At 42.7% G+C, this 26,533-nt stretch carries 22 protein-coding genes; 7 read left to right on the top strand and 15 right to left on the bottom strand.

The features are described from left to right. Nucleotide 1: 1 nt before the first annotated feature. Complete coding sequence (locus tag B2746_RS12520; protein WP_290794339.1) at nucleotides 2-2,242, top strand: T9SS type A sorting domain-containing protein; 2,241 nt, start codon at nucleotides 2-4, stop codon at nucleotides 2,240-2,242. Nucleotides 2,243-2,270: 28 nt separating this feature from the next. On the opposite strand, the gene B2746_RS12515 is transcribed toward B2746_RS12520, so the two are convergent. Genes B2746_RS12515 through B2746_RS12505 form a run of 3 tightly spaced genes read right to left on the bottom strand, consistent with a single transcriptional unit; the run spans nucleotide 2,271 to nucleotide 4,241 of the window. Continuing rightward, the gene (locus B2746_RS12515) at nucleotides 2,271-3,125 is read right to left on the bottom strand and encodes a dienelactone hydrolase family protein (protein WP_290794337.1); all 855 of its coding nucleotides are present in this window, start codon (nucleotides 3,123-3,125) and stop codon (nucleotides 2,271-2,273) included. A gap of 26 nt (nucleotides 3,126-3,151) precedes the next feature. After that, nucleotides 3,152-3,763 (bottom strand): hypothetical protein, encoded by a 612-nt coding sequence (locus tag B2746_RS12510; protein WP_290794334.1) that lies wholly within the window; start codon nucleotides 3,761-3,763, stop codon nucleotides 3,152-3,154. Further along, a complete protein-coding gene (locus B2746_RS12505) occupies nucleotides 3,756-4,241 on the bottom strand; it encodes an RNA polymerase sigma factor (protein WP_290794331.1) in 486 nt (161 codons plus the stop codon). The genes B2746_RS12510 and B2746_RS12505 overlap by 8 nt, the downstream gene beginning before the upstream one ends. A gap of 222 nt (nucleotides 4,242-4,463) precedes the next feature. On the opposite strand from B2746_RS12505, the gene B2746_RS12500 reads away from it, so the two are divergent. Next, nucleotides 4,464-6,887, top strand: coding sequence for a TonB-dependent receptor (locus B2746_RS12500; protein ID WP_290794328.1), 2,424 nt, complete (start codon nucleotides 4,464-4,466; stop codon nucleotides 6,885-6,887). Here the strand turns inward: B2746_RS12500 and B2746_RS12495 are convergent, their stop codons facing one another. After that, nucleotides 6,888-7,310 (bottom strand): YybH family protein, encoded by a 423-nt coding sequence (locus B2746_RS12495; RefSeq protein WP_290794325.1) that lies wholly within the window; start codon nucleotides 7,308-7,310, stop codon nucleotides 6,888-6,890. An 84-nt stretch (nucleotides 7,311-7,394) separates the two neighbouring features. On the opposite strand from B2746_RS12495, the gene B2746_RS12490 reads away from it, so the two are divergent. Then, nucleotides 7,395-7,745 carry an arsenate reductase family protein gene (locus tag B2746_RS12490; protein ID WP_290794322.1) on the top strand — a complete coding sequence of 117 codons (351 nt, stop codon included), beginning with the start codon at nucleotides 7,395-7,397 and terminating at the stop codon, nucleotides 7,743-7,745. On the opposite strand, the gene B2746_RS12485 is transcribed toward B2746_RS12490, so the two are convergent. The 3 genes from B2746_RS12485 to B2746_RS12475 form a co-directional block, all read right to left on the bottom strand. After that, entirely contained in the window at nucleotides 7,740-9,899 is a 2,160-nt protein-coding gene (locus B2746_RS12485) for a hypothetical protein (RefSeq protein WP_290794319.1), read from the bottom strand. The genes B2746_RS12490 and B2746_RS12485 overlap by 6 nt on opposite strands. A 45-nt stretch (nucleotides 9,900-9,944) precedes the next feature. Further along, nucleotides 9,945-10,850, bottom strand: a complete 906-nt coding sequence (locus tag B2746_RS12480; protein ID WP_290794316.1) for a phosphate/phosphite/phosphonate ABC transporter substrate-binding protein — start codon at nucleotides 10,848-10,850, stop codon at nucleotides 9,945-9,947. 66 nt (nucleotides 10,851-10,916) lie between these two features. Further along, the gene (locus B2746_RS12475) at nucleotides 10,917-11,363 is read right to left on the bottom strand and encodes a hypothetical protein (protein ID WP_290794313.1); all 447 of its coding nucleotides are present in this window, start codon (nucleotides 11,361-11,363) and stop codon (nucleotides 10,917-10,919) included. 191 nt (nucleotides 11,364-11,554) lie between these two features. Here B2746_RS12475 and B2746_RS12470 point away from each other — a divergent pair, with 191 nt between their 5' ends. Together B2746_RS12470 and B2746_RS12465 are read left to right on the top strand one after the other, a co-directional pair. Next, nucleotides 11,555-12,367, top strand: coding sequence for a hypothetical protein (locus B2746_RS12470; protein ID WP_290794310.1), 813 nt, complete (start codon nucleotides 11,555-11,557; stop codon nucleotides 12,365-12,367). 95 nt (nucleotides 12,368-12,462) lie between these two features. After that, a complete protein-coding gene (locus B2746_RS12465; protein WP_290794308.1) occupies nucleotides 12,463-12,666 on the top strand; it encodes a hypothetical protein in 204 nt (67 codons plus the stop codon). Nucleotides 12,667-12,685: 19 nt separating this feature from the next. Here B2746_RS12465 and B2746_RS12460 read toward each other — a convergent pair whose 3' ends face one another. The 4 genes from B2746_RS12460 to B2746_RS12445 form a co-directional block, all read right to left on the bottom strand. Beyond that, the gene (locus tag B2746_RS12460) at nucleotides 12,686-15,031 is read right to left on the bottom strand and encodes an ATP-dependent helicase (protein WP_290794306.1); all 2,346 of its coding nucleotides are present in this window, start codon (nucleotides 15,029-15,031) and stop codon (nucleotides 12,686-12,688) included. Between the two features lie 94 nt (nucleotides 15,032-15,125). Next, nucleotides 15,126-16,292 (bottom strand): vWA domain-containing protein, encoded by a 1,167-nt coding sequence (locus B2746_RS12455; protein WP_290794303.1) that lies wholly within the window; start codon nucleotides 16,290-16,292, stop codon nucleotides 15,126-15,128. 128 nt (nucleotides 16,293-16,420) lie between these two features. Then, nucleotides 16,421-18,388 (bottom strand): alpha-L-fucosidase, encoded by a 1,968-nt coding sequence (locus B2746_RS12450; RefSeq protein WP_290794301.1) that lies wholly within the window; start codon nucleotides 18,386-18,388, stop codon nucleotides 16,421-16,423. Nucleotides 18,389-18,485: 97 nt separating this feature from the next. Further along, the gene (locus B2746_RS12445; RefSeq protein ID WP_290794298.1) at nucleotides 18,486-19,139 is read right to left on the bottom strand and encodes a WYL domain-containing protein; all 654 of its coding nucleotides are present in this window, start codon (nucleotides 19,137-19,139) and stop codon (nucleotides 18,486-18,488) included. 103 nt (nucleotides 19,140-19,242) lie between these two features. On the opposite strand from B2746_RS12445, the gene B2746_RS12440 reads away from it, so the two are divergent. After that, on the top strand, nucleotides 19,243-20,031 hold the full coding sequence (locus tag B2746_RS12440) for a hypothetical protein (RefSeq protein ID WP_290794295.1): 789 nt from the start codon (nucleotides 19,243-19,245) through the stop codon (nucleotides 20,029-20,031). Here the strand turns inward: B2746_RS12440 and B2746_RS12435 are convergent. Together B2746_RS12435 and B2746_RS12430 are read right to left on the bottom strand one after the other, a co-directional pair. Then, nucleotides 20,026-20,559: a hypothetical protein gene (locus B2746_RS12435; RefSeq protein ID WP_290794293.1), complete on the bottom strand. Its 534-nt coding sequence runs from the start codon at nucleotides 20,557-20,559 to the stop codon at nucleotides 20,026-20,028. The genes B2746_RS12440 and B2746_RS12435 overlap by 6 nt on opposite strands. A gap of 185 nt (nucleotides 20,560-20,744) precedes the next feature. Next, nucleotides 20,745-23,381 (bottom strand): zinc-dependent metalloprotease, encoded by a 2,637-nt coding sequence (locus B2746_RS12430; protein WP_290794290.1) that lies wholly within the window; start codon nucleotides 23,379-23,381, stop codon nucleotides 20,745-20,747. Between the two features lie 523 nt (nucleotides 23,382-23,904). Here B2746_RS12430 and B2746_RS12425 point away from each other — a divergent pair. Continuing rightward, nucleotides 23,905-25,467, top strand: coding sequence for a hypothetical protein (locus B2746_RS12425; protein WP_290794287.1), 1,563 nt, complete (start codon nucleotides 23,905-23,907; stop codon nucleotides 25,465-25,467). On the opposite strand, the gene B2746_RS12420 is transcribed toward B2746_RS12425, so the two are convergent. Both B2746_RS12420 and B2746_RS12415 read right to left on the bottom strand, forming a co-directional pair. Next, a complete protein-coding gene (locus B2746_RS12420; RefSeq protein WP_290794285.1) occupies nucleotides 25,468-25,686 on the bottom strand; it encodes a hypothetical protein in 219 nt (72 codons plus the stop codon). It lies immediately after the preceding gene. Between the two features lie 22 nt (nucleotides 25,687-25,708). Beyond that, the gene (locus B2746_RS12415) at nucleotides 25,709-26,476 is read right to left on the bottom strand and encodes a glycoside hydrolase family 25 protein (protein WP_290794282.1); all 768 of its coding nucleotides are present in this window, start codon (nucleotides 26,474-26,476) and stop codon (nucleotides 25,709-25,711) included. Between the last annotated feature and the right edge of the window lie 57 nt (nucleotides 26,477-26,533).

Below are 26,533 nucleotides of genomic sequence, written 5' to 3'. Positions count from 1 at the left end.
CATGAAATTCAGCAGTCCGGCCTTCCTACGCCAATGGCGGAGGACAGCACTCTATGTGCTATTTGCCATCGTGGCGCATTCTACATTTGCGCAAATCAGCCAATATCCGCAAAACAGACAACTCTATCCAAGAAACCAGAAGACCAACAAAGCGGCGATCCCGATTGCCGGTACTATTGAGAAAAGCAGTGGTTACACCATGTTATTGCTCAAGAAGTACCGGAATAATCAATTGATGTATCAGCTACCAATTTTGTTATTCTTCCGAAACAACAAAGCCAGTTTCAAACTAACGGAAGAAATCAAAGCAGAGCTGGCAAATTATCGCTTTGAATTATATGGAGTAAAGGGTTTATCGCAGACTCTGCTGCAATCAGCCGATCAGGTGGTTGCGGGTGATGCCTTTATAATTCAGGGTCAATCCAATGCAGTAGCTAACCTGCGTGGAAACTGGACCCCGGATAATGATGCCAATTCGGCCGCCAATGCACCCAACCGAGAGTTTGTTCGTGTATATGGTAGTGGCAGCAGTTCTTTTAGTTATTCGAAAGAATGGTTTATCGGTGATGGTAACGTTTGGTTCGAAAACAACGGTAATACCGGACAGTGGGGTATGCGCATGGGCTCCAACCTGGCAGGCTCCATGAAAATTCCGGTGGCCATCTTTAATGGTGCAGATCCCGGACAGCCTCTTCAGTTTTTTCAACGAAACGATGGAAGTCCTGAATCGATAAGCACGAATTATGGAAGATTATTAAGCCGAATCAAAGAAGCTGGTTTTGAAAAAAACATACAGGCGATTCTTTGGTATCAGGGAGAATCCGATGTTCTAGGGGCATTGAGTAGTACCCAATTGACTACAGAGCAATACAAGCAATCCTTTCTTCAACTTTATTCTGACTGGAAGCAGGATTTCCCCGGTATAAAGCAAATCTATTTATTTCAAATTCGCTTTGGTTGCGGAATGGCTTCTGTAAATGGAGCATTGGAAATTCAGGAAGCACAACGCCAGCTGGATGAAGAACGGAAAGATATTTCCATCATGTCTACCGGTGCCTCTATTCAATTATTTGATGGTGGAATTATTAATTATTGTCACTTTAATTTTCCCAATGGCTATGGTTCATTTGGCGATTGGATTACTGAACTTGTAAAAAAAGATGTCTATGGAGTAAAAAATTTACCTACTTCTATTTACGCGCCTGCTCCTCAGAAAGCAGCCTTCTCTTCGGTAGAAAACCTGGTGGCCGATCAGCTTACACTAACACTCCAGGATGCAGCAAGTTCCTATGAAGCACTGGGAGACCTGACCAGTGAGTTCAGGCTGGAAGGTGGCAGCTTTACCATTACTTCCGTTGTTATCAATGATAATAAAGTGATCATTGACTTTAGCCGGAATCCGGGCACCAACAACAACCCTACCGGATTGAGTTTTATCGCACACGATAATAATTCAGCCCCTATGCTTATCAATAATCGGGGTATTGGACTTTTATACTTTTACAACCTGCCTATCGGTCCGCTGGAAGGTTCGACTTCAGCCGTTTGTAAGGATCAATATGAGCGTTTAAGTTTGCTCGGCACTCAGCTGAAAATGAAGTCTAAAATCAAAGCCCTCATATCAAGTCCATTGGATAACGACCGTTTTTATTTCCATGCAAAAAACAATAAAAAGGGACTTAAACTGGAGTTGACCAACCTGCCTGCCGATTACGATGTTTACCTCTATGATTCCAGAGGAAAACTGATCGAAAGCAGCACAAAAGACGGCCAGACTGACGAAACCATCGTATTGGATGAAACTAAAAAGAAAGAGCGATACACCATTTACATTTCAGGAAAAAAAGGTGCATTTGATGCTAATAGTTGTTATACACTGAAATTGAATTATAAAAAAGAAAATGACGACGAAGATGACGACGAAGATGACGACAATAACAGCAGTGCATTAATCGCCAGTGAAATGGAAGCAGGAATGCAAATCCAACCAATTTTCCGGATTTATCCCAACCCGGTTCAGGATCGGGTTACTATTACCTGGCCATCTCAGAAAGCAGGAACTGCAGAAATCAGGGTCATTGATCTGAATGGTCGTCAGGTAAAAGGACAACGTCTGGCAGTACAAAATGGAACCAATCTGCTGCAGATGCAGGTAGGTGGCTTAACACCGGGAGTTTATCTGCTTCAGATTCAGCAGGATGGACAGATGGTTACCCGAAAACTAACCATTACCAATAGATAAGTTTTATACAGGAGCCGCCACTTAGCCTTCAGGAACGCAGGTATTTATTAAAGAATGCCAGGGTTCTTGACCAGGAAAGAGTGGCGGCTTCTTTATTATAACGGGCAGCAGATGTATCGTTATGAAAAGCATGTTGAACACCTTCATAAACATATTGTTCATACCGTATGCCATTGTCTTTTAATGCCTGTTCATATTCCTTCATACCTGCATTAACACGTTCATCCAATGCAGCATAATGAAGTTGAACTGCAGCTTTGATTTTAGCCGCTTCAGCTACTGCAGGCTGCCTTCCATAAAATGCAACGGCAGCTTTCAGATCTGGTGCATTTACTGCCAACTGATTACTCATGGCACCACCCCAGCAAAACCCAACCGCTCCAACAGATCCGGTGCAGTCTGGCCTTTCCCGGAGATAAGGAACAGCGGCAGCAAACCGTTCCGTATTTTCCCCGGCAACCAATTGCTGAAAGAGCTGACGGGCTTCATCTTCATTTGCAGGAGTTCCGCCAAGTGAGGATAATCCATCCGGTGCCAGTGCCAGAAAACCGGCACTTGCTGCACGCCTTGCAACATCTTCGATATGAGCATTTAAGCCACGGTTTTCATGAATCACCATCACAGCAGGAAGCTTTTCACCGGTTTTTGGTTTAGCCAGGTATCCTTTCATTTTGCCAAATTTCGTCTCATATTCTACCCGTTCGGTATGAAGGTCATTTTCTTCAACTGTTTCTGCAGAAGCATAATTCCCTTCCAGTAACGGAAGAATCGAATAGGCCGCAGCTAAACTGCCGGTCAGGCTGATTAAATTTTTAAGAAACTGATCACGAGTTAAAGGACGATGCGTGTATTCATCATAGAGTTCAATTATACGCTGATCCATACAGGTAGTTTTGCTTTAAAGTACCACTAATTGTCCATTTCAAGTGATTGAATAATCCCCTCCAGTGAGCGCAGGTGCTTACCAAATGCTTTATTGAACATCCATTTTGCCAGCAAATAGCCCAATGGTACCAGAACAAGTACTGTAATTGGTAAAACATACACAAAAACTGGACGCTGCATCAACTCTTCAAATGTTTTTCCGGAACCCAGTATTCCGCCACAAAAATAACCACCTGCGGCAGCAAAAGGATATACGAATAGTCCCAATTTTTGTTGTACTCTGCCCCATTTGCTTATTTCTTCAAAATGTATCTTTAATTCCTGCAATACCGGTCTTGTTGCAGAAACAGTTGATTGAATAGACTGGTAAAGTTTCCATGCCGTCCCCAAAATATATAAGGTAAAACAAATTGTCACAATCATTGTGAACACAATGGGCCAGTAAGGGAAAAACCATAAAATTGCCAGGTAAAAAACAAGGATAACTATGCCTGAAATCATATTCATCTGCAATCCTCTCCTTAATTTCAGCAGCGGATGATGTTGTTGAAATTGTTGAATTTTACCGGGTTGAAGAAGCTGATTCAGGTCTTCATCCTCGGGTTTCCAATCCTGCCATTTTTGTTGTTCATTCATGATCAGGAACATTTAAAAGGGTGGCTAATCGCTGACGGATCCGGTATAATTTCACAGCAAGTCCATTTGCTGAAATCCCCATCCATTCTGCTATTTCTGAATTTGAATATCCTTCCAGGTGCAATAAGACAATGGCTCTGTCGGCATCTGTTAATTGCCTGATGGCTGCCCGCAATGCCCGGGAGTCTTCCTGCTCAAACTGAATGGGCGCACCTGAAGCTGTATCTGGCAGCTCATCCTGATACAGAACCACCGTTTTTTTTCGGTTACTGGTTAAGACTGTATTGAGGCTGATCCGGTACAACCAGGTACTAAACTTTGCTTCTCCTCTGAATTGCGACCGTCCTTTCCAGCACTGCAACAGTATTTCCTGGTAGAGATCTTTTTTCTCTTCCGGGTCTGCCGCATACAGAGATACTATCTTGAAAATAATACCCTGGTTTGCTTTTATCTCCGATAAAAACAATTCTTCGTTCATTGTTACCTGTTGGTGATCAAAACTAATGTCATCTGTTATAGAATTAGTAACATATCAGGTGAAATTATTACACTGTCTTTCAGTTTTTTTTGGTTTCCAGGCGCGGCACCTTTCATACCCGATTTTCACCGCTTGTGCATTGGCAGGATTATTCGACCCGTTATCCCAATTCTATTTTTATATCCCCCGGCATTTAGAATTTTTACGGTTTAATCAGCTGACATGAGGTATAGTTCAATAATCTGTTTATTCTTTTTAATTTTTGGCTGTCTTTCTATTACTGCTCAGGAAAAAGGCAGGGTTCTTGGTCAGGTAGTTGAAGGCGCCACCATATCATTGTTAAAGGCCGGCGATTCCTCAGTGGTAAAATTAGCAGTAGCAGGAAAGGAGGGCATATTTGAAATGGATCAGCTTGATTTTGGCAGTTATTTATTACAGGTTTCGGCAGTAGGGTATGCCAATTTTTATTCTTCCGAATTTCAACTGACCAATACCAAAACCGTTCTGGATCTTGGACCATTATCTCTTTCCAAAAACAATACAGAATTACAGGCAGTAACAATAAGTGCTACAAAACGAATGATCGAAGTGAAACCCGATCGAACCATCGTGAATGTGGATGCTGCCATTTCAAATGCAGGAGCAACGGCAATGGAAGTATTGGAAAAATCGCCCGGTATTTCGGTTGACCGTGATGGCAATATCAGTTTAAAAGGAAGACAGGGTGTACTGGTTATGATTGATGGAAAACCGAGTTATCTGACAGGACCGGATCTGGTTAATCTGTTAAACACCATGACAGCCAACCAACTGGATCAGATTGAAATCATGACCAATCCGCCTGCAAAATACGATGCTGCAGGAAACTCAGGAATAATCAATATCAAAACAAAAAAGAACAAACAGCGGGGATGGAATGGAAGTCTGAATCTTTCCTATGGTCATGGTGCATACTACAAAACCAATAACAGTCTCAACCTGAATTATCGTAAGGAGAAATTTAATCTCTTTCTGAATTACAGTCAGAATGCAAATAAAAACTTCAACAGTCTTTATATAAAACGGAGTTATCTGGATGCAAGCGGACAGTCCTTTACCGGATATTTCGATCAGCCTACATTTCTACGAATGAACGGACAAAACAATACACTTAAACTGGGCATGGATTATTACTTAAGTAAACGAACCACCATTGGAATTACCAGTTCAGGATTTATTTCTCCCAGAAAGTACAACAGTATTAGCACAGGTTACCTGATGGATGCTGATCGTATTGTAGATTCCACCGTACAAACAACCAGCAAAAATTCCAACAAATGGCTCAATGGGATGGTTAACCTCAACTTTAAACAATCTATTAATAAAAATGCAGAACTGACAGCAGATCTGGATTATATGCACTATGACATGAGCAATAATCAACTGTTTCACAATACCATTACACTTGCTGATCAATCACTGATTAGCGATGGCTACCTGAAAGGAGATCTGCCTGCAACGATCAGGATCTATACCGGCAAAACAGATTATACCACTACGCTGTTTACCAACTGGAAAATGGAAGCCGGAATTAAAACCAGCCATGTAAAAACCAATAATCAGGCGAACTACTTTAATTCTAATGCCAACAACTGGATTCCGGACTATGGGAAAACGAATCATTTTCTATATGAAGAGTCAATTTATGCAGCCTACCTGAACAGTAATAAAAAATTCGGAAAATGGTCGGCACAGGGCGGACTTCGATTTGAACATACCCAATACAAGGGGCAACAATTGGGAAATCCTGAAAAAAACGATTCCAGTTTCAGCAGAAAATATGCGAGTTTATTTCCAACCATCTATCTGACACATGAACTGGATTCGAACAATACCCTTACCATACAAACCGGTAGAAGGATTGACCGCCCGGCTTATCAGCAATTAAACCCCTTTCTGTTTTTTATCAATGAATACACCTATCAGGTAGGAAATCCCTATATACAACCACAGTTTACCTGGAATTTTCAGGTTTCGCATACCTATAAAGGATGGTTAACCAGTTCTCTTGAATATGCCGATACCAAACAGTACTTCTCTCAATTGTTCAAAACAGAAGGCAGGGTGACGATACTAACGGAAGGCAATCTTGCTAATATGAAAAACCTGAACCTGACCTTGACAGCACAATTTAATCCAACCAGCTGGTGGTCTGCCAATATCAATATTACCGGAACCTATAGAAAAGTGGCCGGAACCGGGATGAACAGTGATTTCAACAGCGAAACCACCAGTGGAAATGGCAACATCAACAATCAGTTTAAGTTCAAGAATGGCTGGTCGGCAGAATTATCCGGATTTTATAATGCAAAAAACAGGGATGCACAATTCGTCATTTATGGATTTGGACAGGTTGCAGCTGGCATTGGCAAGCAGGTTTTGAAAGGGAAAGGCACAGTCCGTTTAAATGTCCGTGATATCTTTTTCAGTCAGCAGATAAAGGGCGATATCCGCTACCAGCATGTTCGTGAACGGTTTGATCAAAACAGGGATACCCGGGTAGCAACGATTAGTTTCAGCTGGAGATTTGGAAAACAATTGGGAGAAACAAAAAAACGCTCCGGAGGCAGCAGTGAAGAACAGAATCGCGTACGTGCCGGTGGCTGATCAGCTGGTATGATCAGATACAATCAGCCATTGCCCGTTGATTTTTTTGAAGATCAGTGTATAATGTCCGCCAACATCTCCAACAGGTCGGGTGAGCTGCCATTTTCCTACAATCATCCAGGTATTGGCTGAGAGCGGTAAAAAATGGAGAAAATCAAATTTAAGCTGACCCATTTTTTCGGGACTATCATAATTTTTTTTGTATCGTTCATAGGTATTGGTAAAACCGTATGTTACTCCTTTCGCACCAATAAAAAGAAGCGAATCTGATTTCCAATAGCCTTTCATAAAAGCATCTATATCGCCCTGGTTCCAGGCATCCTGCTGATCCGATAATACTTTACGTATGGCCAATTCATCAGGGTGCTGAGCAAAAACTTGCATTCCCAGAAATAGCATCAACAGGCTGATCCAGCTTTTCATATTCCAGAATTTAGGGAAAGGTAGAAAAGCTGCTTCATTCAACAAAATTGAGTCCAATGCTGTTATTTTGCTTTCCGAATGATTATGAAAAAGATTTACCATCTCGCCACCTGTGATACCTGTCAGAAAATATTAAAGGAAGTTGATGCTGTTAAAAAAAAGGTGGAATTGCAGGACATTAAAACAGTTGCCATTACTCCGGAGCAACTGGACCAGATGAAAAAACTTGCCGGCAGTTATGAAGCGTTGTTCAGCAGAAGGGCGCTTAAATTCCGCAGTATGGGTTTACATGAAAAAACCTTGCAGGAAGCCGATTACCGCCAGCTGATTTTGGAAGAATATACTTTTCTCAAACGCCCGGTAGCAATAGTTGGAAATGAAATTTTTGTAGGAAATACGAAGGCAGTTACAGAGGCACTTAAAAAAGCATTATAAAACTGCAGCATCCTCATTATAAAGGCGAATCACGAAAAGACTCAGGTTTCTGTAGGGTGGTACATATTCAGAAAACAGGTTTTTTGTTGCTTCGGATTTATTGAATTGATCAGCCAGTTTTATCCAGAGATCGGGCCAGAATATATCCTGCTCCTGTAACAAAAGCGTATTCAGCTCATGAATCATAGGATCATTGATGAGTTTGGAACCAATTTGTTTGGTTGCCACAATCTGTGCCTGAGGACTTTTGTCGGCAACAGTAAGCAGGTTTTTGTAACCGCCGCAGGAACCCAATATTGCCAGCTTCATATAGGACTGCAAATAACTCAGTGTCGTAGGCAGATGGTAACTATGTCCCCGGTGAATAATAACACCAGGTTTAATCTGCTGATTGGAGAGATATTCCAGTAATTGCTTTTGTGCTTTTTCATCCTCCCGAAAGGTGTGATCCAAGGGAAGATTGGCATAAATATGCACTGCCTGAATGGCATTTTTCGAACAAATTTCAACCCATTTAGGCATTTTAGCGATCTCCCAAACTGCCGTATCCCTGAACAATTGCAGAAAGCTGTTAAAGCTGGCTTTTCCGTCATCATCTCCATAAAACAAAACCAGTTGATGAATGACATTATCTACACCAATGATTGATTTAACTGAAAGCAATTCATAATTACCAAGGCGGGAAAACAATTCCTGCCTCGATTCAGGATGATTGGCCACTTCATAAATCTGTTCAAGAATGGTATAAAGCCGGATTCCGTAAAAATTATCGGAGGACCTGCATCGTATCAGGTTTTCTTCCAACAGGTCTGCAACCACACTGTTAGCCAGTGAATCAGACGATAAACTGATAAAAGCATCGGCCACATCCATGGCTTCCTCTATTCCGTTTTCCATATCCGATTCAATGCCGGATACAAAACGAGACAACAGCGTTTTTCGTTCCGGTTCCGGCATATTCGACAAAAAATTCGCCAGTACATTATAGTGAGAGCAGATTCGGATAAATTTTCTAAACTGATCGTAGGCAACATATTCAAGCAGACTATCAGCTCTTCCCGGAGGCAATTGTTGCATCATTTGTTTGTAGATACCGAGGAAACTGGAGGTATATAATTCGTCTTCTCCGGTCGTAATCAGGTAATAAAGATCAATTGTACGAAGCGGTTGAATACTTGCAAATCTGGTTGCATTTCCATTTTCATGCAAATCATTGATCGGCTTGATATAAAATGCCATTGCTTTTTCATGCAACGCTGTTCGTAAAGCCGGCTGCATCCCGATAGATGTACCCGGCTGGCGATTCCAGCGAATTTCCTGAATGGCATCTACCAGCTTTTGATAATATCCATTTACGTTTGAACTCCTTAACAAGAGCAATTCATCTACGGTATATTTCCCATTGAGCAGACCGGATGCAAAATGAGCAAGTTCCCCAACATTTCGGTTACCTGATATACTTACCAGTTCCTGAATTAATGGATGGGTTGAATTTTTTATATACGTTACCAGTGGCGTGGATTGCTGATTGATATACTGAATAATGGTAAGCGGGGATCTTTCCGCTATATATACCAGGGCGGTATCCATATAAGGAAAAGCAGGTCTTCTTTCCAGGAAAGGTATCAGGTTGTCCACGCTTGTTGCAACCCGCCTTACATCTGCCAGCTGTTGTAGTCGTTTACCAACCGGATAAATCCGAAAGGCATCGGCCATCAGCTGGGTTCTCCTGGCTCCAAATCCGGCCATGATTTGCTGTAAAGATTCGCCATTTACAATCTTATGGGCAATCTGCGGGAATTTCTCCAGTGCATATGGAATATCGTATACATCATATTGGTTTTGCTGCAGGCTTCCTCTGAGTGTTTGCAAAAAATACCGCAGACTGATGATGCTATTAAGGCGATCTTTTGGTTTTTCTTCTTTTCGTTCAGAAAAAGCTGCCTGCAAGCTATCTGTTGTGTAATAGGCAAATTCCCTAATTCTGATACGGATTCCTTCTTCGCCTTTGAATTGATTCAGAAAGTTTCGATATTGAATCTGCTCTGCATCCAGCAATGCATTCGCCTCGGCCAGGTCTGATTGGGCCATGCCGGTAAGTGGAAAAAACAGAAGAAGGTATAAATAAAGTAAAATTCTCTCGCTACAGTTCATGTTTAGATTTCACCCTCAAGGTACGCCGAAATCAGCATTAATCCGCTATTTGGCAAAGCGTAAGAGGATGGATGCCACTGCATTAGGCTTCCCGAACTGCTGTAAAAAAGGCTCATAATGGTTAGATGCAATCTGTTCAAAATGGGTGGCTTTCCGAGCTTCTGTCCATCCCTGCCGGATTTTCTCCATCGCTTCCGGTGATTTGGTGTGTAATTCAAGCAGTGCAGCAACTATTAAGTCGTTGATTTCCCTGGAAAGTTGTTGATTTAGCAGTGCAGGACCCAGGGGAATTTCAGGGGAAATCCTGATCTCCGATAATTCAGCTTTTTTGTTGGGGTCGGATTTGATAACTGATAAAAATGCATCCTGCCCCATCGCTGCCAGATCTGCCTTTCCCTGCAATACCTGTTCTACAGCTGCCTGATGTGTACCAGCATAGGATACTGATTTAAAGGATTTTTCCGGATCATCCAGATTCAGACTGGTTAGTAATAATCTGGGTACAAGGTTACCGGAAGTAGATCCTGCTGCAACCAGGCAGAGCCGGATAGATGAACTCCGGGAGCTTAACTGATCCCATTGAATGGCTGAATGCTTCCTTACAATGAACGATGATTTATAAATATCCGTTGTTTCCTTAGGTACAACCCAGGCCGCAACAGCCTGCATCGGATGGGCAGTTGCTGAATTGGTAAGAAGAAGATATCCAAATGTATTGATGAACCCCAAATCCACCTTATTCTGTTGGATTGCTGCAATAAACGAAGGCACATCAGGGTAAGATTTGACTTCCACCTGTTTTCCCAGCTTCTTTTCCAGGTAATTGGCGAGTGGTTGAAGATTGCTTATCCGGGTAAGCGTATCGTATTGATAGGTGGCGAGTCGGATTGCCTGAGATGACGCACTGAATCCTAAACCAGCCAATAAAATAAGGAGCAGCGTTTTTTTCATTTTGCAAAATTCCAGAAAAGACTTTTTTGCATTGCTATAAAAAAGTTCATTGGCACTTTGCTCTGATCAAAGGCCAATATCAAGGACAACCAACTCCTGCACGGAGGAAAATCCTTTCGAAATTTCATCCACCCGGATCTCCTGACCGATGCGATACATTTTATGTGCAGTCAGATAAAACAATTGTTTTTTACCTGATTCCAGTTCAAGATTTTTATTAATTAATACGGGATCCTTGGGTCCGGGAAAACCCGATAATTGCTGAAGTGGCAGCAGGGTATCCCAAACAGCAACCGGCAGCATTGTTGTAAAACTGCTTTGCAATATGGACAACCGGATACCTGCATCGGCAGTAGCCGGACGAGACAAACGAAGAGCCGGGTCTGCATACACTTTAAACTGTACCATGCCGGTGGCAGGTTTTGGCTCCGGCGATGGCGATGGCCTGGTATGCACTTTACTGCATCCCGCCAATAAAAGAGATGACACCGCCAGGTGAATGATAAGGTTCATTTGGATAGGTAAAATGGTTAAGGTTATAAGCTTTGAACACCAAAGAAGTCTATTCGTTGCACCCGAACTGTAGAAAATTTCAACTTTCACAATTGGTGCCAGTTAAGTGGAAATAATTGCCGTTTATCCAAAATGCATGTGTTTTTGAAAAATGATCTTGTCAGCAATACACCTGAATTAAACTATTCAATATGAAAAAAATCACCAAGTTCCTGTTACTGTTGCTGGCAGTTACCATAACCCTGAACAGCTGCAGAAAAAACGACGATGATCAGGATATTCCCAATCCGGAACCTGTCATTTCCAAACGCGTAAAAAAATTAATAGCCGGACCAAACGACCACTTCACGTATACATACAATGAACAAAAACAGGTAACGACCTATCAATCTACCTGGATTTTTTCTCCCGAAGGACCGGTTGTAAAAACCTACACCATTAACTACCAATATGAAAACGGGAAACTAAAAGAATCAGTAACTGCAGGAGGAGGAAAGCAGTTATTTACCTATATAGGAAATCGTCCGGCGGCAGCAGAATTCTATCATCCCAATGGTACAAAGTATGCAACGCATCAGTATAGTTTTAATGAAAAGAATCAGTTGACTGAACTGGTGGAAACTATAACAAATCCGGATGAAATCAGTCATGTTCGTTCACAATACCAATACAATCAAAAAGGCAACCTGGTAAAAATTGTGAATCAGCATAAGAGAAAAGACAGCAATCAATATGAACTGACATCAACTATGTTTTTTGAAGAGCATGATAATAAATGGAACCCGATACCCGGGGAAGCCTGGGGACAATTCTTACCGGGACTGGTACTTCATAAAAACAATCCAACAAGAATAAAAGACCTGCTGCCGGATGGATCTGTTAGGCAGATCGTTCACATGAGTTATGAATATGGCGCAGATGGGTATCCTACCGCCCGTAAGCAACACCTTGAAATCAATGGACAGCACAAACCTGAAATCCGTTTCGAGTATGAATACGAATGAAATCAGCCATTCATACACCAAAAACAACAGTTCATTAACAAATAGCTTGGAGAGGGGGCAACCCCGCCTTAACTTTGCGGCAATAAACCTATTGTATGAAATTATTTTATTTACTCGCGGCTTTTCTGGTGCTGCTTTCGGGGCTTGCAGCCAGAGTCATTTTAGAGCCGATCCAACCGCAGGCCTCTGCCAATGTAACCGTGATTAAAGTGAAAGGGAAAAGTTCTTCACCTACTCAAATTTCTTTTGCAAAGAGCAAAACAACAGCAGTTCCCCGTTGTACTAAATGCATTATTTGAAGAGCCGTTTTATGATCCGTTATTCTATGATCCGCAATTTGGCATAATTCAACATGATCTTTTTTTCGCCATTGTTTTCAAATTGAACAGTAGCGATGGGATTATGTGAGCTTCCCTCCATTTTCAATACTTTTCCGAATCCGAATTTCTGGTGCTCCACTTTTTGTCCGGCCTGCAGATTGGTTGTATCACTTGGAATAAAATCTGCGCTTGGAATATGCTCCACAACTTTAGGCACAGTTTTCGGGGGCACATAGGCTGGCACGGTATCCTTCCTTTTTGCAGGTGGCGGTCCGTAGATTTTTTCAGCCTGTTCACTTGCACCAAACCCGCGCATTCTGTCAAATGCACTACTCTGTTGAAACCCTGTGCCCTGGTTACGCATGCCGCCTCCGGCAAAAGTGCGATCGAGGTATTGCTGAGGGATTTCATCAATAAACCGACTGGGTTCATTCTGTTGCAGTTGTCCGAATTTATACCGGGTATTGGCATATGTGATCCAGAGTTTTTGTTTTGCCCGGGTGATAACCACATAAAACAACCGGCGCTCTTCTTCAAGTTCCTCGCGGGTATTGATGCTCATCGCATTGGGGAAAAGCATTTCTTCCAATCCGGCTGCAAATACAACAGGAAACTCCAGGCCTTTTGCTGCGTGAATGGTCATCAGCTTCACTGTATCTGCATTGGGATCTTTTTCATCCGCATCCGTTAGCAGGGTAATTTGTTGCAGGTAGGCAGCCAGACCTTTATCGCCCACTTCACCTTCATCATTACTGGGTGTTTCTGTAAACTCTTTGATGGAGTTCAATAATTCCTGCACGTTTTCATATCGCTGAAGCCCTTCCACTGTTTTATCATTGAAAAGCTCTTTCACAATATTGGCCTGTTTACCTACATGAAAGGCTACATCGTAGGCGTTTTTACCAGTCAGCATACTCTGGCAGCCTTTGATCATCATCACAAATTGTTCGATGGCTTCCAGCGTGCCTGCCTTAAATCCGGCCTTTGCTGCATTTTCAAGCACTTCCCACATGGTGATATTGTTGGTATTCGCTATCACCATCACTTTATCAATGGTTGTTTTTCCAATTCCCCGAACGGGATAATTGATAACCCGTTTCAATGCTTCTTCATCCCGGGTATTAACAATCAGACGCAGGTAACCCACAAAATCCTTGATTTCCTTACGGGCATAAAAACTCACACCTCCATACATTGTGTAGGCGATGCCCATCCGACGCAGGCTTTCTTCAAATGCCCGGCTTTGTGCATTGGTGCGATATAAAATGGCAAAATCACGATTGCTGAAATGATTCCGCAATTTTTGTTCCTGAATGGTATCCGCAACAAATTTCCCTTCTTCATTATCACTCATGGTGCGAACCAGTCTGATTTTTTCGCCCTCGCCATTTTCGGTCCAGAGCTCTTTTGGAATTTGACCCTTATTGTTATTGATTACCTCATTGGCAACATTCAGAATGCTTTTGGTACTGCGGTAATTCTGTTCCAGTTTGATCACTTTCACATCATCATAGTCCTTCTGGAATTGCAGAATATTCTGAATGGTTGCACCCCGGAAAGAATAAATGGATTGTGCATCATCGCCTACCACACACACATTTTCATAGGCGGCGCCAAGCAATTTAATGATTTCATACTGAGCCGGATTGGTATCCTGATACTCATCAATCAGTATATACTTAAACTTATGCTGGTATTTATGCAGAGACTCCGGAAAATTTTTCAGCAAATCGTACATCTTCATTAGCAGATCATCAAAATCCATTGCACCATTCTTGAAACAACGTTTGGCATAGGCAGCATAAATCTGAGCAATAGCCGGACGATTGGACCGATTATCTTCCTGCTGGATATAATAATCCTGTGCATACTCACCCGGACCAACCAGCGCATTTTTAGCAGAACTGATGCGATTGTAAACAATGTTCGGTTTATACAGCTTATCGTCCAGATTCAATTCATTGATCACAGTTTTTACCACACTTTTCGCATCGTCCGTATCGTAAATGGTGAAGGAGTTCGGATAGCCAAGATGATGTGCTTCACTCCTTAATATTCGTGCAAAAACAGAGTGAAAAGTACCTACATACAAATTTCTTGCATCTGAATTGCCAAGGATTTTTTCGATCCGCTCTTTCATTTCCTTGGCCGCCTTATTGGTAAATGTGAGGGCGAGGATATTAAACGCATCGATCCGATAATGCGCCATCAGGTGGGCGATTCTTGTTGTCAGCACTTTGGTTTTTCCACTACCTGCCCCTGCTACAATCATCAATGGGCCGTCTTTATGTAAAACAGCCTCTCGTTGCTGTTCATTTAATCCGTTCAAATATTCTTGCGTCATCAAATTCGTACTGCCCTGGTTTTGGCGTTCAGGTACTCCAGCGGCAAGCCTGCAAGTTACATAGAAATGGCCACCCGACGGGTGGCCAGTATGGTTATTGGATCAGGATTCCGGTGCGGCGGGCCTGATCGCGGATAATTTTTTCAATTTCAGTGGCAAGGGTTGGATCTGATTTGCCGGATTTTTTGGTTTTTTCTGCAGTTATGAATTTTTCACGATTCAGCTGAACAGATTCCAATTCTTTCCGGATCTGATTGCGTTTGGCCGTTTGTTCATCAATATAGATTTTGATTTCAGCTCTTGATTTGTTTTTTAGCATTTCCGGCAGTGTTGCTTTGTCGACCTTGTTGTAAAACTGGGGATCAGCTTCCTGGGCATCAACCAGATCCCATTGCGTGTTTTTATATAATGACTTCTTTCCTTTTACGGCTACCCTGTCTGCTGCCACTTCCTTACTCATGGAATAATTCTGAACATCGGCTTCTTCCTGCTTGGCCTTGCTTTCGCGTCCCAATGCACCGTATCCGATATAGGTATTATTCAGCTGCTTGTTCAGTTCAAATAAACGATCATCATATGGAGTGGCAACCATATCAATAGCTGCATCGGAGTTAATATGGGTAAAGCTGCCATTACCACATTCAGCTCCAAGATTCCAGTGTTCCTGCATTCCCTGCATTCGATCACCACAATAAATTGTATTAACTACTACCTTCTTTTGTTTTGCAATAGAACAGGCTTTAGTAAAAGGAAGGTTGCCCTGCAGAAAATCTTCATTTCCCGCAATAAAAATGACCTTATAATGATCGGGACCATCTTCCCATTTAAGTTCATTTAAGGAATTATACATTACCTGTCCGCAATATTCATCACCACCCATTGTGGAAAGCCGGAATAACTGACGCGATACTTCATCCAGATCTGTGGTAAATGGAGTTATCTGTTCAACATAACCAGCGGAAGGCTTATTTGAGGAACGGCCATATTCATACAAGGCGATTTCGATTTTTGGTGTATAGCCATCACAACTGGATTTGCCTAAAATGCTGACCATATTCCAGAGTTGGGCCTTGGCCTGAGAAATGAGCCCGTCCATACTATTACTCACATCCAATAAGATGGCAACCTGAATTTTCCTGGATGGATGTGGAGAAAACGGATCTGAATGCGGCTTGTTTTTACTGACAGCTGTATAAATAATTCCGGAGCATAAGAGCAGCGCTCCTGCCAGGAGGCTGGTTTTAATTAAGCGGGTTGGCATGATGGTGGTTTTCGGATGAGATGATTCCACCCGATTTTTTTCACACTCCGCCCCTACCCTTTACCGAAGTTTTAACACATTTTCACCGGTCGGGTGGCACCCGACCGGTGGCACCCGACCGGTGAAAATCAGAGCGCACCGAGTTCGGCGGCGGAAATATAGTTGTCCTCTACGCTGGATTTGCCGATGAAACGGAAGTAGCGGCATTTAATGGGCGCTGGGAGCGATACCACCTGCTCAATCGGATTGGCCTTAATATTGGAAAATTCACCAGTAGCGGCAGTGGACCAGGATTTTCCATCAACACTCACCTGCCATTCATATTGACCCACCACTCCCCAGGAACCGCCCACTCTTGGTAAATAGGTAAATGCTTTAATGGTTTGAACCCCGCCCATATCGATAACAATTTCCTGCGGCGGTGGCATCATTTCTTTTTCATTGTTCCAGGTATGCCAAATAGTAGAGGGATCATTATCAAAGGCATGAAGGGCAGCACCCGCAGGCAGTTTACTCTCTGCCGAAACCGAAACAAGTTTCCATGCGCTTTTATCAAGTGCGTCCGGTGCTTTCTTCATTTCATACGAAACACCAGGTAACTGATCGGGTTCTTTGAATACAGCAAGATCGCTTATCGCCAGACAAACAGGAGATTGCAAAATTCTTATCCGCAACTGTTTTGCCGTAACAAAAAAGGGTAACCGTACCAGGCGATTGGCACCGATACTGGTAGCCGTAGCCAATTCTTTCCAGTTTCCATTTTCACTCACATCAATGGCGATTCGTTCAATCCGTTGCCCCAGTTTTATATTCTCCCGAATCCGAACAATATTAAATTTGACAGGCTCCTTCCATTCCAATAAAATTTCTGCTTTCGAAACGCTATCATCCGTAGCCCAATAGGAATACCGATCCTCATCCACCAACATTTTCGGACCAAATTTCGAAGCAGCATTTCCACGAATATTACTAACTTTCAGTTCTGCTTTAGAAGCCAGATTAGTTGCAAAGGTTTCTTTCAATAATGCCCCGAATTTGCTTAAGGATTCCACATCATTAGCATGCAACAAACCTCTCCGGTCAGGAGATAGTCCAAGATCCAAAGCAGCACCTCTTCCCACACTTTTGAAATACAGATCAAAAAGCTGGGCAGGTGTTTTCACCCGGTGATCCTGTTCGGGATGATAAAACCATCCCGGCCGCAGGGGCACATCACATTCTGCAGGCTTCCAGAATTCGCCGTTCCTGGTTCCTTCCGGCGATAGCCAGTATTTCAGTTCCCCGGGAGCAGCAACTGTTTTGCCATCCAGTGGTTGCGGGGTAAAGGTAGCCCAGGAAGTTTCGGCAGCATGTCCTTCCTCATTTCCTACCCAGCGCACATCTCCCATATCATTAAAGATAACCGCGCCAGGCTGGAGTTCACGAACCATATTCCAGGTCGTATCCCATCCATAATAGGTAGTCCGATCGATATTCCGTTTTTCCCGGGCACCGCCATAATAGCCGTCTCCGCCATTGGCCCCATCAAACCAGGTGATAAATAATTGACCGTAATTAGAATATAATTCGCGCAGTTGTTCCCGAAATGCTTTCACATATTCAAAAGAACCATAGGCCGGGAAATTCCGGTCCCAGGGTGAGCAATACACGCCAAACTGCAGTCCCATTTTTCTGGTGGCCGTTTCAAACTCTTTAACCATATCTCCCCCACCATTTTTCCAGGGACTTTTACTGATATTGTAGGAAGTGGTTTTGGTTGGCCAGAGTGCAAATCCATCATGGTGTTTGGCTACCAGGATCAATCCTTTGAAGCCACCGGCTGCTGCAGCTTGAACAATTTGGCTCGCATCAAAAGCAGAGGGATTGAAACTGGACGGATCAGCATCACCATAGCCCCACTCTTTATTTTCAAAAGTAGTTGGTGTAAAATGAACCAGTACATAGGATTCCAATTCCTGCCAGCGTAACTGCCGCTCAGCAGGTAAAACACCATAGGGTGCAGGTTCCGGAATTTTTTCAACGAGTTTGGTATTTCCTGAACAGGCAGCCAATCCAATTATTATGGCGATGGAGAAAATAAATCGATTTGTGTACATATAGCCAGATTACCTCACGAAATTCAAGGATTCTTACCTGGAAACTCACCTCCATATCACCAGATACTGCTTCTAAATTCACAGAAAATGAAGGATCCTATTTTTTGGAAGACTTGCCATTTAGATGGAATTGACGAATGGCATCCCTGGACTGAGGAGGATAAATATCAGTACCCGGTGCTTTTTCCTGCAATTCCAAAATTCGCCCAACTGCAATCTGGCGCCATTTTTCTTTTTTGGGATGCCAGGCCAGCAGAATCCAGTCTTCCTCTTCTTTTTTAAGTGCAACAGGCAAAATTGTATAGGATTTATTTTCTTCCCCCTTATTCTGTCGGATGGAAATTCGCAGGAGATGGCTGACTTCGATGCCCTTCGCCAATAATGGCAACCATTCCGCTCCGGCGGTTCCTTCAGCGGGCGAAATAAAAATGGTACTGTCTTCCCCGGATCTCGCTTTTAGTTGATCCAATACAAATCCGGCTTCCAGCATCCATTTGCAGTAGCGGAAAAAATTCCCCAGTTGAATTACCGGCATTTCATCCAGTAAATATTTATTGGAAGCGGCATCATAAGAAATTTGAATACCCAAATCAGCCCGGAGTGATTCCAGTAAGCGCTGAAAACTGCGCAGACTCAGATCGCAGCCGGCAGAATGCAAAGCGGTCATCAATTCTTCCCGGTTAGCCCCCACTGTTTGTTGCAGGTGATGCACCAGTGTATAATAAGGCAGAATATAGTCCCGTGGCGACATGGGTTTGGGTTTATTCTGAAATCTAACCAAAATTTTGGATATGATAAATCAACCAAGCACGGGTCTGGTTGTTGCAGTATCTTAGAAACTAACAAAAAACCGTATGGCTGACCAACTTAAAACCAGATCGATTGCCGCCTTACTTGCGATGGCCGGTGTAATCATAGTGAATTCACTTGCAGTATTATTACCCATCAATCAAATGAGCACAGGAGCCATTTCAGATTTGTACCCGAATTATTTTGTGCCGGCAGGTTTTACTTTCAGCATCTGGTCGGCCATTTACCTGCTGCTTTTTAGTTTTTGCGGATACGCAATCTGGTTTGCCTTTTCTAATCAGGCGAATACTAAAATCAGGCAACTCTTACCCGGATTATTGAACTTATTTCTACTCACCTGTATCATCAATTGCTCCTGGATTTTTTTATGGCATTATTTGCAAATTCGCTTATCACTGGTAGTTATGCTGCTCTTTCTGATAACCCTTATACTTATTTATCAGAAACTTACTCTTTATAAATCATCCTTATCCGGTACCGCTTATTTTTTCCTTCAGGTTCCTTTCAGTGTATATCTGGGATGGATTAGTGTTGCCACCATTGCCAATACGACTGCTGTACTGGTGTCGTCGGGTTGGGAAGGAGGATTTCTTTCTCCAATTAACTGGGCCGTTGTAATGATGCTGGTAGCCGTAGCACTGGGGTTGCTGTTTTTATTCAGGTGGAAAGATAAAGCCTACCCGCTGGTAATTTGTTGGGCATTGTATGGCATTTATTTCAAGCAGGGAGACATTTTTATCATGGCAAGAACAGCAGCAATCGGAATCGGTATTTTATTGCTGACTATATTGCTTCAGTATTTCAGACAGTCCAAAAAAAATCCCGGGTTATAAACCCAGGACTTTTGCATCAACTGCAAATTTTGTTGTTATACTGACGTCTAAATCATCTGTAATGATTTTATCCGTAGTTAATCTTGTTTTGATGATATACGTACCTTTTTTAAGGTAATCGGCCAATTGAACATCTTCTGTTTTAAGTACAAGAACACCATTGATGTAATCTGTAAGATCCGTTTCAAAAGCAATTCTTTTTTCAGGCAATTGATCAGCATCTATATACACTTCGATGTCTTTCAGAAAATCCCAGCTGCGACCATAGGGATTCGAAATTACCATCCTGAATTCCTGCAGGGTTACTGACTCCAGCATCTCTGCTTTGGAATTATTGACAGATAATTCGCGGCTCGCTTCAGAATAAACAGGGGGCGTATAAATATCATAGGGAAGCAGGGTTGCTGCACCCGCTTCAATCTTTAATTCGGTACGATCTGTTACCGTAAACTGGGTAAGCTTGTCTATTTTTTCGCAGGCTCCAAGTCCTGTTGCGGCAATTGCCAGAACCGCTAGAATACGTTTCATGGGTAGGGATTTTCTATGCTCCAAAACGGCTGTAAGGCAGCTTTAGTGTATGAAACCCTTTATCCGACTGCATTTTTCGACGAATGGAAAATTTTCATGAATACCATCCATTTTAACTAAGTGGAACCTATTAAAAAGGCGGACCGGAAAATCCGGTCCGCCTCAACTCAATCTATAAAACTTAATTACTTAACTGTAATTGCCTGATCAATAAGGAAAACCAGGTTATTACGGTGTGCCCTGGTTTGCTCATCGCTACTGGTGGCGCCAGCCAGCATAGCTTTTACTTTCTTCAGTGTATGAAGTGCAGCTGCTTTGGAAGCATTATCGTAACCAACCTTCGCATCAACAATAGCTGCAGCTCCTTTTACAAACTCTGTTTGCAGGTTCTGGCGGTAGAGGTTTACGCTACCATTCAGGTCGGCCTGGAAGATGGACTTGGATAAATCACCCATAACTTCCGCAACGCTGTAGGTATTGCCATAAAGTCCGCTGTTATTGATCCGGGTAAGTGTAACCGGATGCAGGATATGCGCCAGTGTATTTAGTTGAACACTTGCAATGGTATTCGACGGCTTCACATCTTCTGTGCCATTAAAGAAGCCAAATCCACGACGTTGCATTTGCAGGTAAGGGAAGAGACTGGCATCTGCAGCGAAAGCATTCGGTGCAAACAGATAGGTGTTCAGCAAAGCCATTGCTTTCTTCTGATACGCAACAGGTACCGGCGTAAATGGTTTGGTATTGGTTTTTTGTCCGGAAAAACTACGATCTACATAAACCCCGCCAATATATCTGCTCACGGAATTCACCATTTGTGCCCGTTGGCCCATTAACTGATAGTAGCGTCCGCGAAGCTCAGCATAACTCTGACCCGGTTTGGCGAAACGAGCCTGCAGTTTGGGCATCATGGTATTTACCAGTTTCAGGCGTTCTTCCGCATAAGCTACCATATCATTACTCATATCATTCACCATCACTCTTGGATCAATTGCTTTACCAGGAGCTCTCATATCATCGGCATCATTACCGAAAGTGAGTTGAGGATCGGTGCTGCGGGAGAGGATTTTTTTCAGTTCAGCTTCTTCCTCTGCTGCAGATAATTGGGTATAACCATATTGGATAGCCCAAATATCATAGGGACCCACCTTGGTTGTATAATAATCGCCCTGTTTGGCGCGATTGCTGTTTACGTTCAATGATGGATAATCCATTACAGAACCCTGCAAACCAATTTTGCGGGTAATGGACTGGTCATGTACTTCTGTTGGACTCAGCATCTGACTTGCCTTCATATTGTGGTTCAGGCCCATGGTATGACCCATCTCATGCAGAATCAGGTAATACAAAAACTGCTTGTGTAATTCTTTTACTTCAGCAGTCTGACGCTCTTCTTCATCCAGAGTGGCAATAGTAGCGATCCCTGTTTGAAATTGCATACTTAATTCCTGCGCAATGGCGCAATTAAGGTGTTGTTTCATACCATGAACAGCAAAACTGCTATAGTTATGTGTAGCTTCGATGGCTGCTTCCGGATTTTCCCAAGGCAGACTAACAGAAGAACTCATACCTGCATTGAAAAGATCATCCTGAATAACAGCACCGGCACCTGATCTCCATTCTACGGTGATATCAGCTCCCAGAATTTGTCCGGTACGCGGATTGGTAAAACTTGGTCCGATAGCTCCATAAGGCGGATTGGCAGAGCTTACCCAGCGAATCACATTGTAACGGATATCAGCAGGATCCCAATCGGCATCATCGGGCATCATTTTCATTACCACTGCGTTTTTGAATCCCGCAGCTTCAAATGCTTCGTTCCATTTTTCACCGGCTTCTTTGATTACCGGACGAAGCTCAACAGGTGTGGTGTTTTCAATCCACCAAACAATTGGTTCTACCGGCTCACTGATAGCCGCATTGGGATCTTTTTTAACCAGGTTCCAGCGATTGATAATGTCTTTATATGGAGTTGGAGAAAGTGAAGTAAGATCATCCACTTCGCTACCGAAATAACCAATTCTTGGATCATCCCGACGTGCGCGGAAATCATTTTTTGGTAATTCGAGGAAGGAATGCTGCATTTTCACGCGAACATAGCGGGCATCAGTTATATCTTTTCCGCCCCCATTAAATGGCATTGGATTATCGTATGCCAATTCAACCAACACATCGGTATTATTCGGGAATGAACGAACGATACCGTATTTGGATTTACCCGGGTTCAAACCGCCCAGGTTAAATACAGCACCAGGAGGTAAACCGGGTGGCATCATTGGTTTAACCGGATCGAGTTTATCACCGAGCAACAATCCGTCAGCCGCAATCAGGTAACCGAGGCTGTCTTCAACCACTACTTTTTCTGCAATGATAACCGCATCGCTTACGTCTACATTTTCAGCTTTGCTTACAGCATTGTTCTTATCATAGTAAAAATTGGTATTCATTTGTTTGAATTCCAATTTTTCAAATGATTTTTCAACCATAAACGGGAATGTAGCCCGGATCATATTCTGGTGCAAAAAGAGTGCAGTTGGTCCGCCCATTGAAAAGCTCTGGTAGAGATACTCCTTACCCAGTTGATCTTTGCGGATATACATTTGTACGGAACCAGTAACGGTATCCTGATACAAAGTGAACAACCCTTCGTGTTTTTTACTTGATTTTGTTTTGTCTTTTACGGTAGGTTTAGCCGGGGGTGCAGGGGGTGCTTTTTTTGTGGTATCAGCTACCGGTGCAGGGGCTTTCTTACCTTTTCTTTGTGCTATTGATCCGGTTGCTAACAGCATCGCAGCCGGAATCAGGAAGGCAATTTTTCTCATGAAAACTATTTAGACATACAATATGCCTAAAAAATCGGGTTTAAGGAGAAAAATTATATAAGGCTGGGGTTCACGTGATAAAAGGCGGAAGGAAGGGATAAATTAACTGATTGTTAAAAAATTTTAACCAATTTCTTTGTTATATGGAATAGGTCCCCTATTTTCACATCGCTAAATAAAAAAAGAAGGTCCACTGTAGAAACAGTCGACCTCTAACGATTGCTTGCCATATAAAAAAATCTTCGAATCTTTTCTTTGTTCCTTTTCAGGATTCGGGATAACGACCTCTGCGATGCTTTGCTTCTAACGATTGTTTGCCATTTTTCCCTCTAACGATTGCTTCTCATTTTTTTGCTTTCCGATGTGAAGCCGGGTCGTTTTCTTTTGTCCCGTTTGATGATGTAAAAGTAGCTCGGGAATTTTCTTCCTGAAAATCAAAATTTGAACCGGTTTATTACTCCAAAAAGGATATTTTTGCAGTTAAACCCTTATCCAGCAAGGATTTGCAGAAAAATAGTTAATGATGTCCAACAGATCTACCGACTCTCTTTTTCAATTAATAAAATCTCTTCACAAGGCGGAAAAACGGCATTTCAAACTATATATCAAGCGCAGCTCGGCAAAAGAGGACCTGAAAATTGTGGAATTATTCGATTCGCTTGACAAATTAACTGAATACGATGAGCGACTTCTGCTAAAAAAACTGCCATCCATCCAGAAGCCACAGTTGAATAATACCAAAACCCATCTTTACAAGCAGTTACTGGCCAGTTTACGTGATTTAAAAAGCACAGACACCCTCGAACTTCAATTGTCGGAACAATTGGACAATGCCCGTATCCTTTATAATAAAGGGTTGAAACACCAGGCCCTCAAGATTCTGGAAAGAGCCCGGGAAATTGCTAAAGCCAACGGAAAATTCAATTATCTGGCGCAGGTAATATCCTTAGAGAAAAAAATTGAAACCCTGCATATCACCCGCAGTATCCAGGAAAAAACGGAAAAACTGACCCAGGAAGCCCTGGAAATCAGTGGTCATATAGACCGTGTAACCCGCTTATCCAACCTTGCTCTCCTTCTTTATGGGTGGTATACCAAACACGGACATGCAAGAAATGAAAAAGATGAAACTGGTATTCGCGAATTCTTTAAAGAGCAATTGCCTTCAGATGCATTTCAGCTGACCGATTTTTATGAACGGCTTTATTTATACCAGAGTTATACCTGGTATGCGTTTATCCGTCAGGATTTTCTGATGTATTACCGATATGCACAAAAATGGCTGGATCTTTTTGATCAGAATGAAGTGATGAAAAAAGTCGAAATCGGGCATTATATCAAAGGTATGCACAATCTGCTGAATGCACATTTCGACTTAAGAAATTTCCAGCAGTTTGAAAAAGTATTGAAGGAATTCGAAGCATTTTCACACACCCCCATTGCTGAGCAGCACGACAATTTCAGAATTCATACCAGTATATATATCAACAGTGCCAAATTGAACTGGCACCTGATGACTGGCACCTTCAAAGAGGGACTCAAAATGGTGGATGCTGTAATTGCCAACCTGGATGAATACGCGCTTTACGTGGATCCGCATCGAATTGTTGTTTTTAATTACAAACTTGCAACGCTATATTTTGGAAGCGGTGACTACAATACCTGTATCGATTTTTTACAAAAAATAATCAACGATACTTCGGCTGATCTGCGGATAGATTTGCAAAGTTATGCCCGTCTCATGCATATGCTGGCTCACTATGAATTGGGGAATGATGAAATTATAGAATCACTGATTAAATCAGTGTATCGATTCATGGCGAAAATGAAAAATCTCACCGTTGTGGAAGAGGAAATGTTTCGTTTTATTCGCCACTCCTTTGGGGTATCTCCCCGGAAAATGAAACCGGAACTGGAAAAATTCCTGCACAAAATCAAACACCTCGAAAAAAGCCGTTTTGAAACAAGAGCCTTCGCCTATCTGGATATTATTTCCTGGGTGGAAAGCAAGGTGTATGAAAAGCCGATGGCCGAAATTATAAATGCAAAATATAAGGCTCAGCGAAAGAGAAGGTATGAGGAGTAATCACTTCCACAGTTTATAAAAATACCGCAGGACCCAGGCCAGGCTTCCCAGAAAAAACACATAACAGATATAGTTCCCGAGCTTGGGGCTGTTTTCGAAAAAGAACCATCCCGCATAAATGCCGATTGTCATATTCAACAACATCCATAAAGCACCAATGGAGAGGGTCATCAGCGTTTTATACAGCAGATCACGGGCATCTTTTTCCATTTCACTCATACAGTCAGTTTTTTCAAAGCTACTACTCTATCAACAGGTCGCGAAAATCTGTTGAATCGCCATTGAATACATTAAAATCAACCTTACCGCGAATCCCTGTAACCCGTCCGGTTTCGCTGTATTGCCAGAAAGCCCAGTTGCGAGCAATTCTTGGCCGATCCTTTTGCAGATAATGTGCCACCCATAAAGGATACTCATCAAACTCATCTTTCAGGTGACGATTGTAAAAATCCACATTGGTATAGATGATGGGTTTTACTCCATAATGAGCCTCCACACGATCCAAAAATGCTTTTACACCAGCCCGTAATTTGGCGCCTGACACCCCATAGGTTTGTTCAACATCCAGCACCGGAGGAAGATCTCCTTTCTCCAATTCCACCCGGCGGATAAAATTCTCCGCCTGCTCGGCTCCACTTTTGGGAGCTAAAAAAAAATGATAGGCTCCTCTTGGCATCCTAACTTCTCCGGCATTTTCCCAATTACGCCGAAACTGCTGATCCATATTTCCCAATCCTTCTGTAGCCTTTATAAATACAAAGCCTATTTTGATATCCTCTGCCCGCATTGCTTTTACCGCCTCCCAGTTAATCCGCTGCTGGTATTTCGATACATCAATCCCATGAATCTGAAAATTGGTGGGAATCTCGATTCCAAAATCTTCATAATGTTCGAAATCCGGTTCGCTGCTGGTAAACCACCACCACCCCAGGAATCCAATTAATCCAATCGCCAATATTGCCAGTAAATATTTCGGTCCGGGTTCCCGGCCCATTTTCTTCTTTGCCATCGCGCGCAAAAATAGGCATTTCCCTCACCCGCCGGGTGCCACCCGACCGGTGGCACC

This window comes from Flavihumibacter sp. UBA7668 (assembly GCF_002483205.1).
In the GTDB taxonomy this organism is placed as follows: domain Bacteria; phylum Bacteroidota; class Bacteroidia; order Chitinophagales; family Chitinophagaceae; genus Flavihumibacter.
This window is presented reverse-complemented; position numbering and strand designations above follow the sequence as displayed.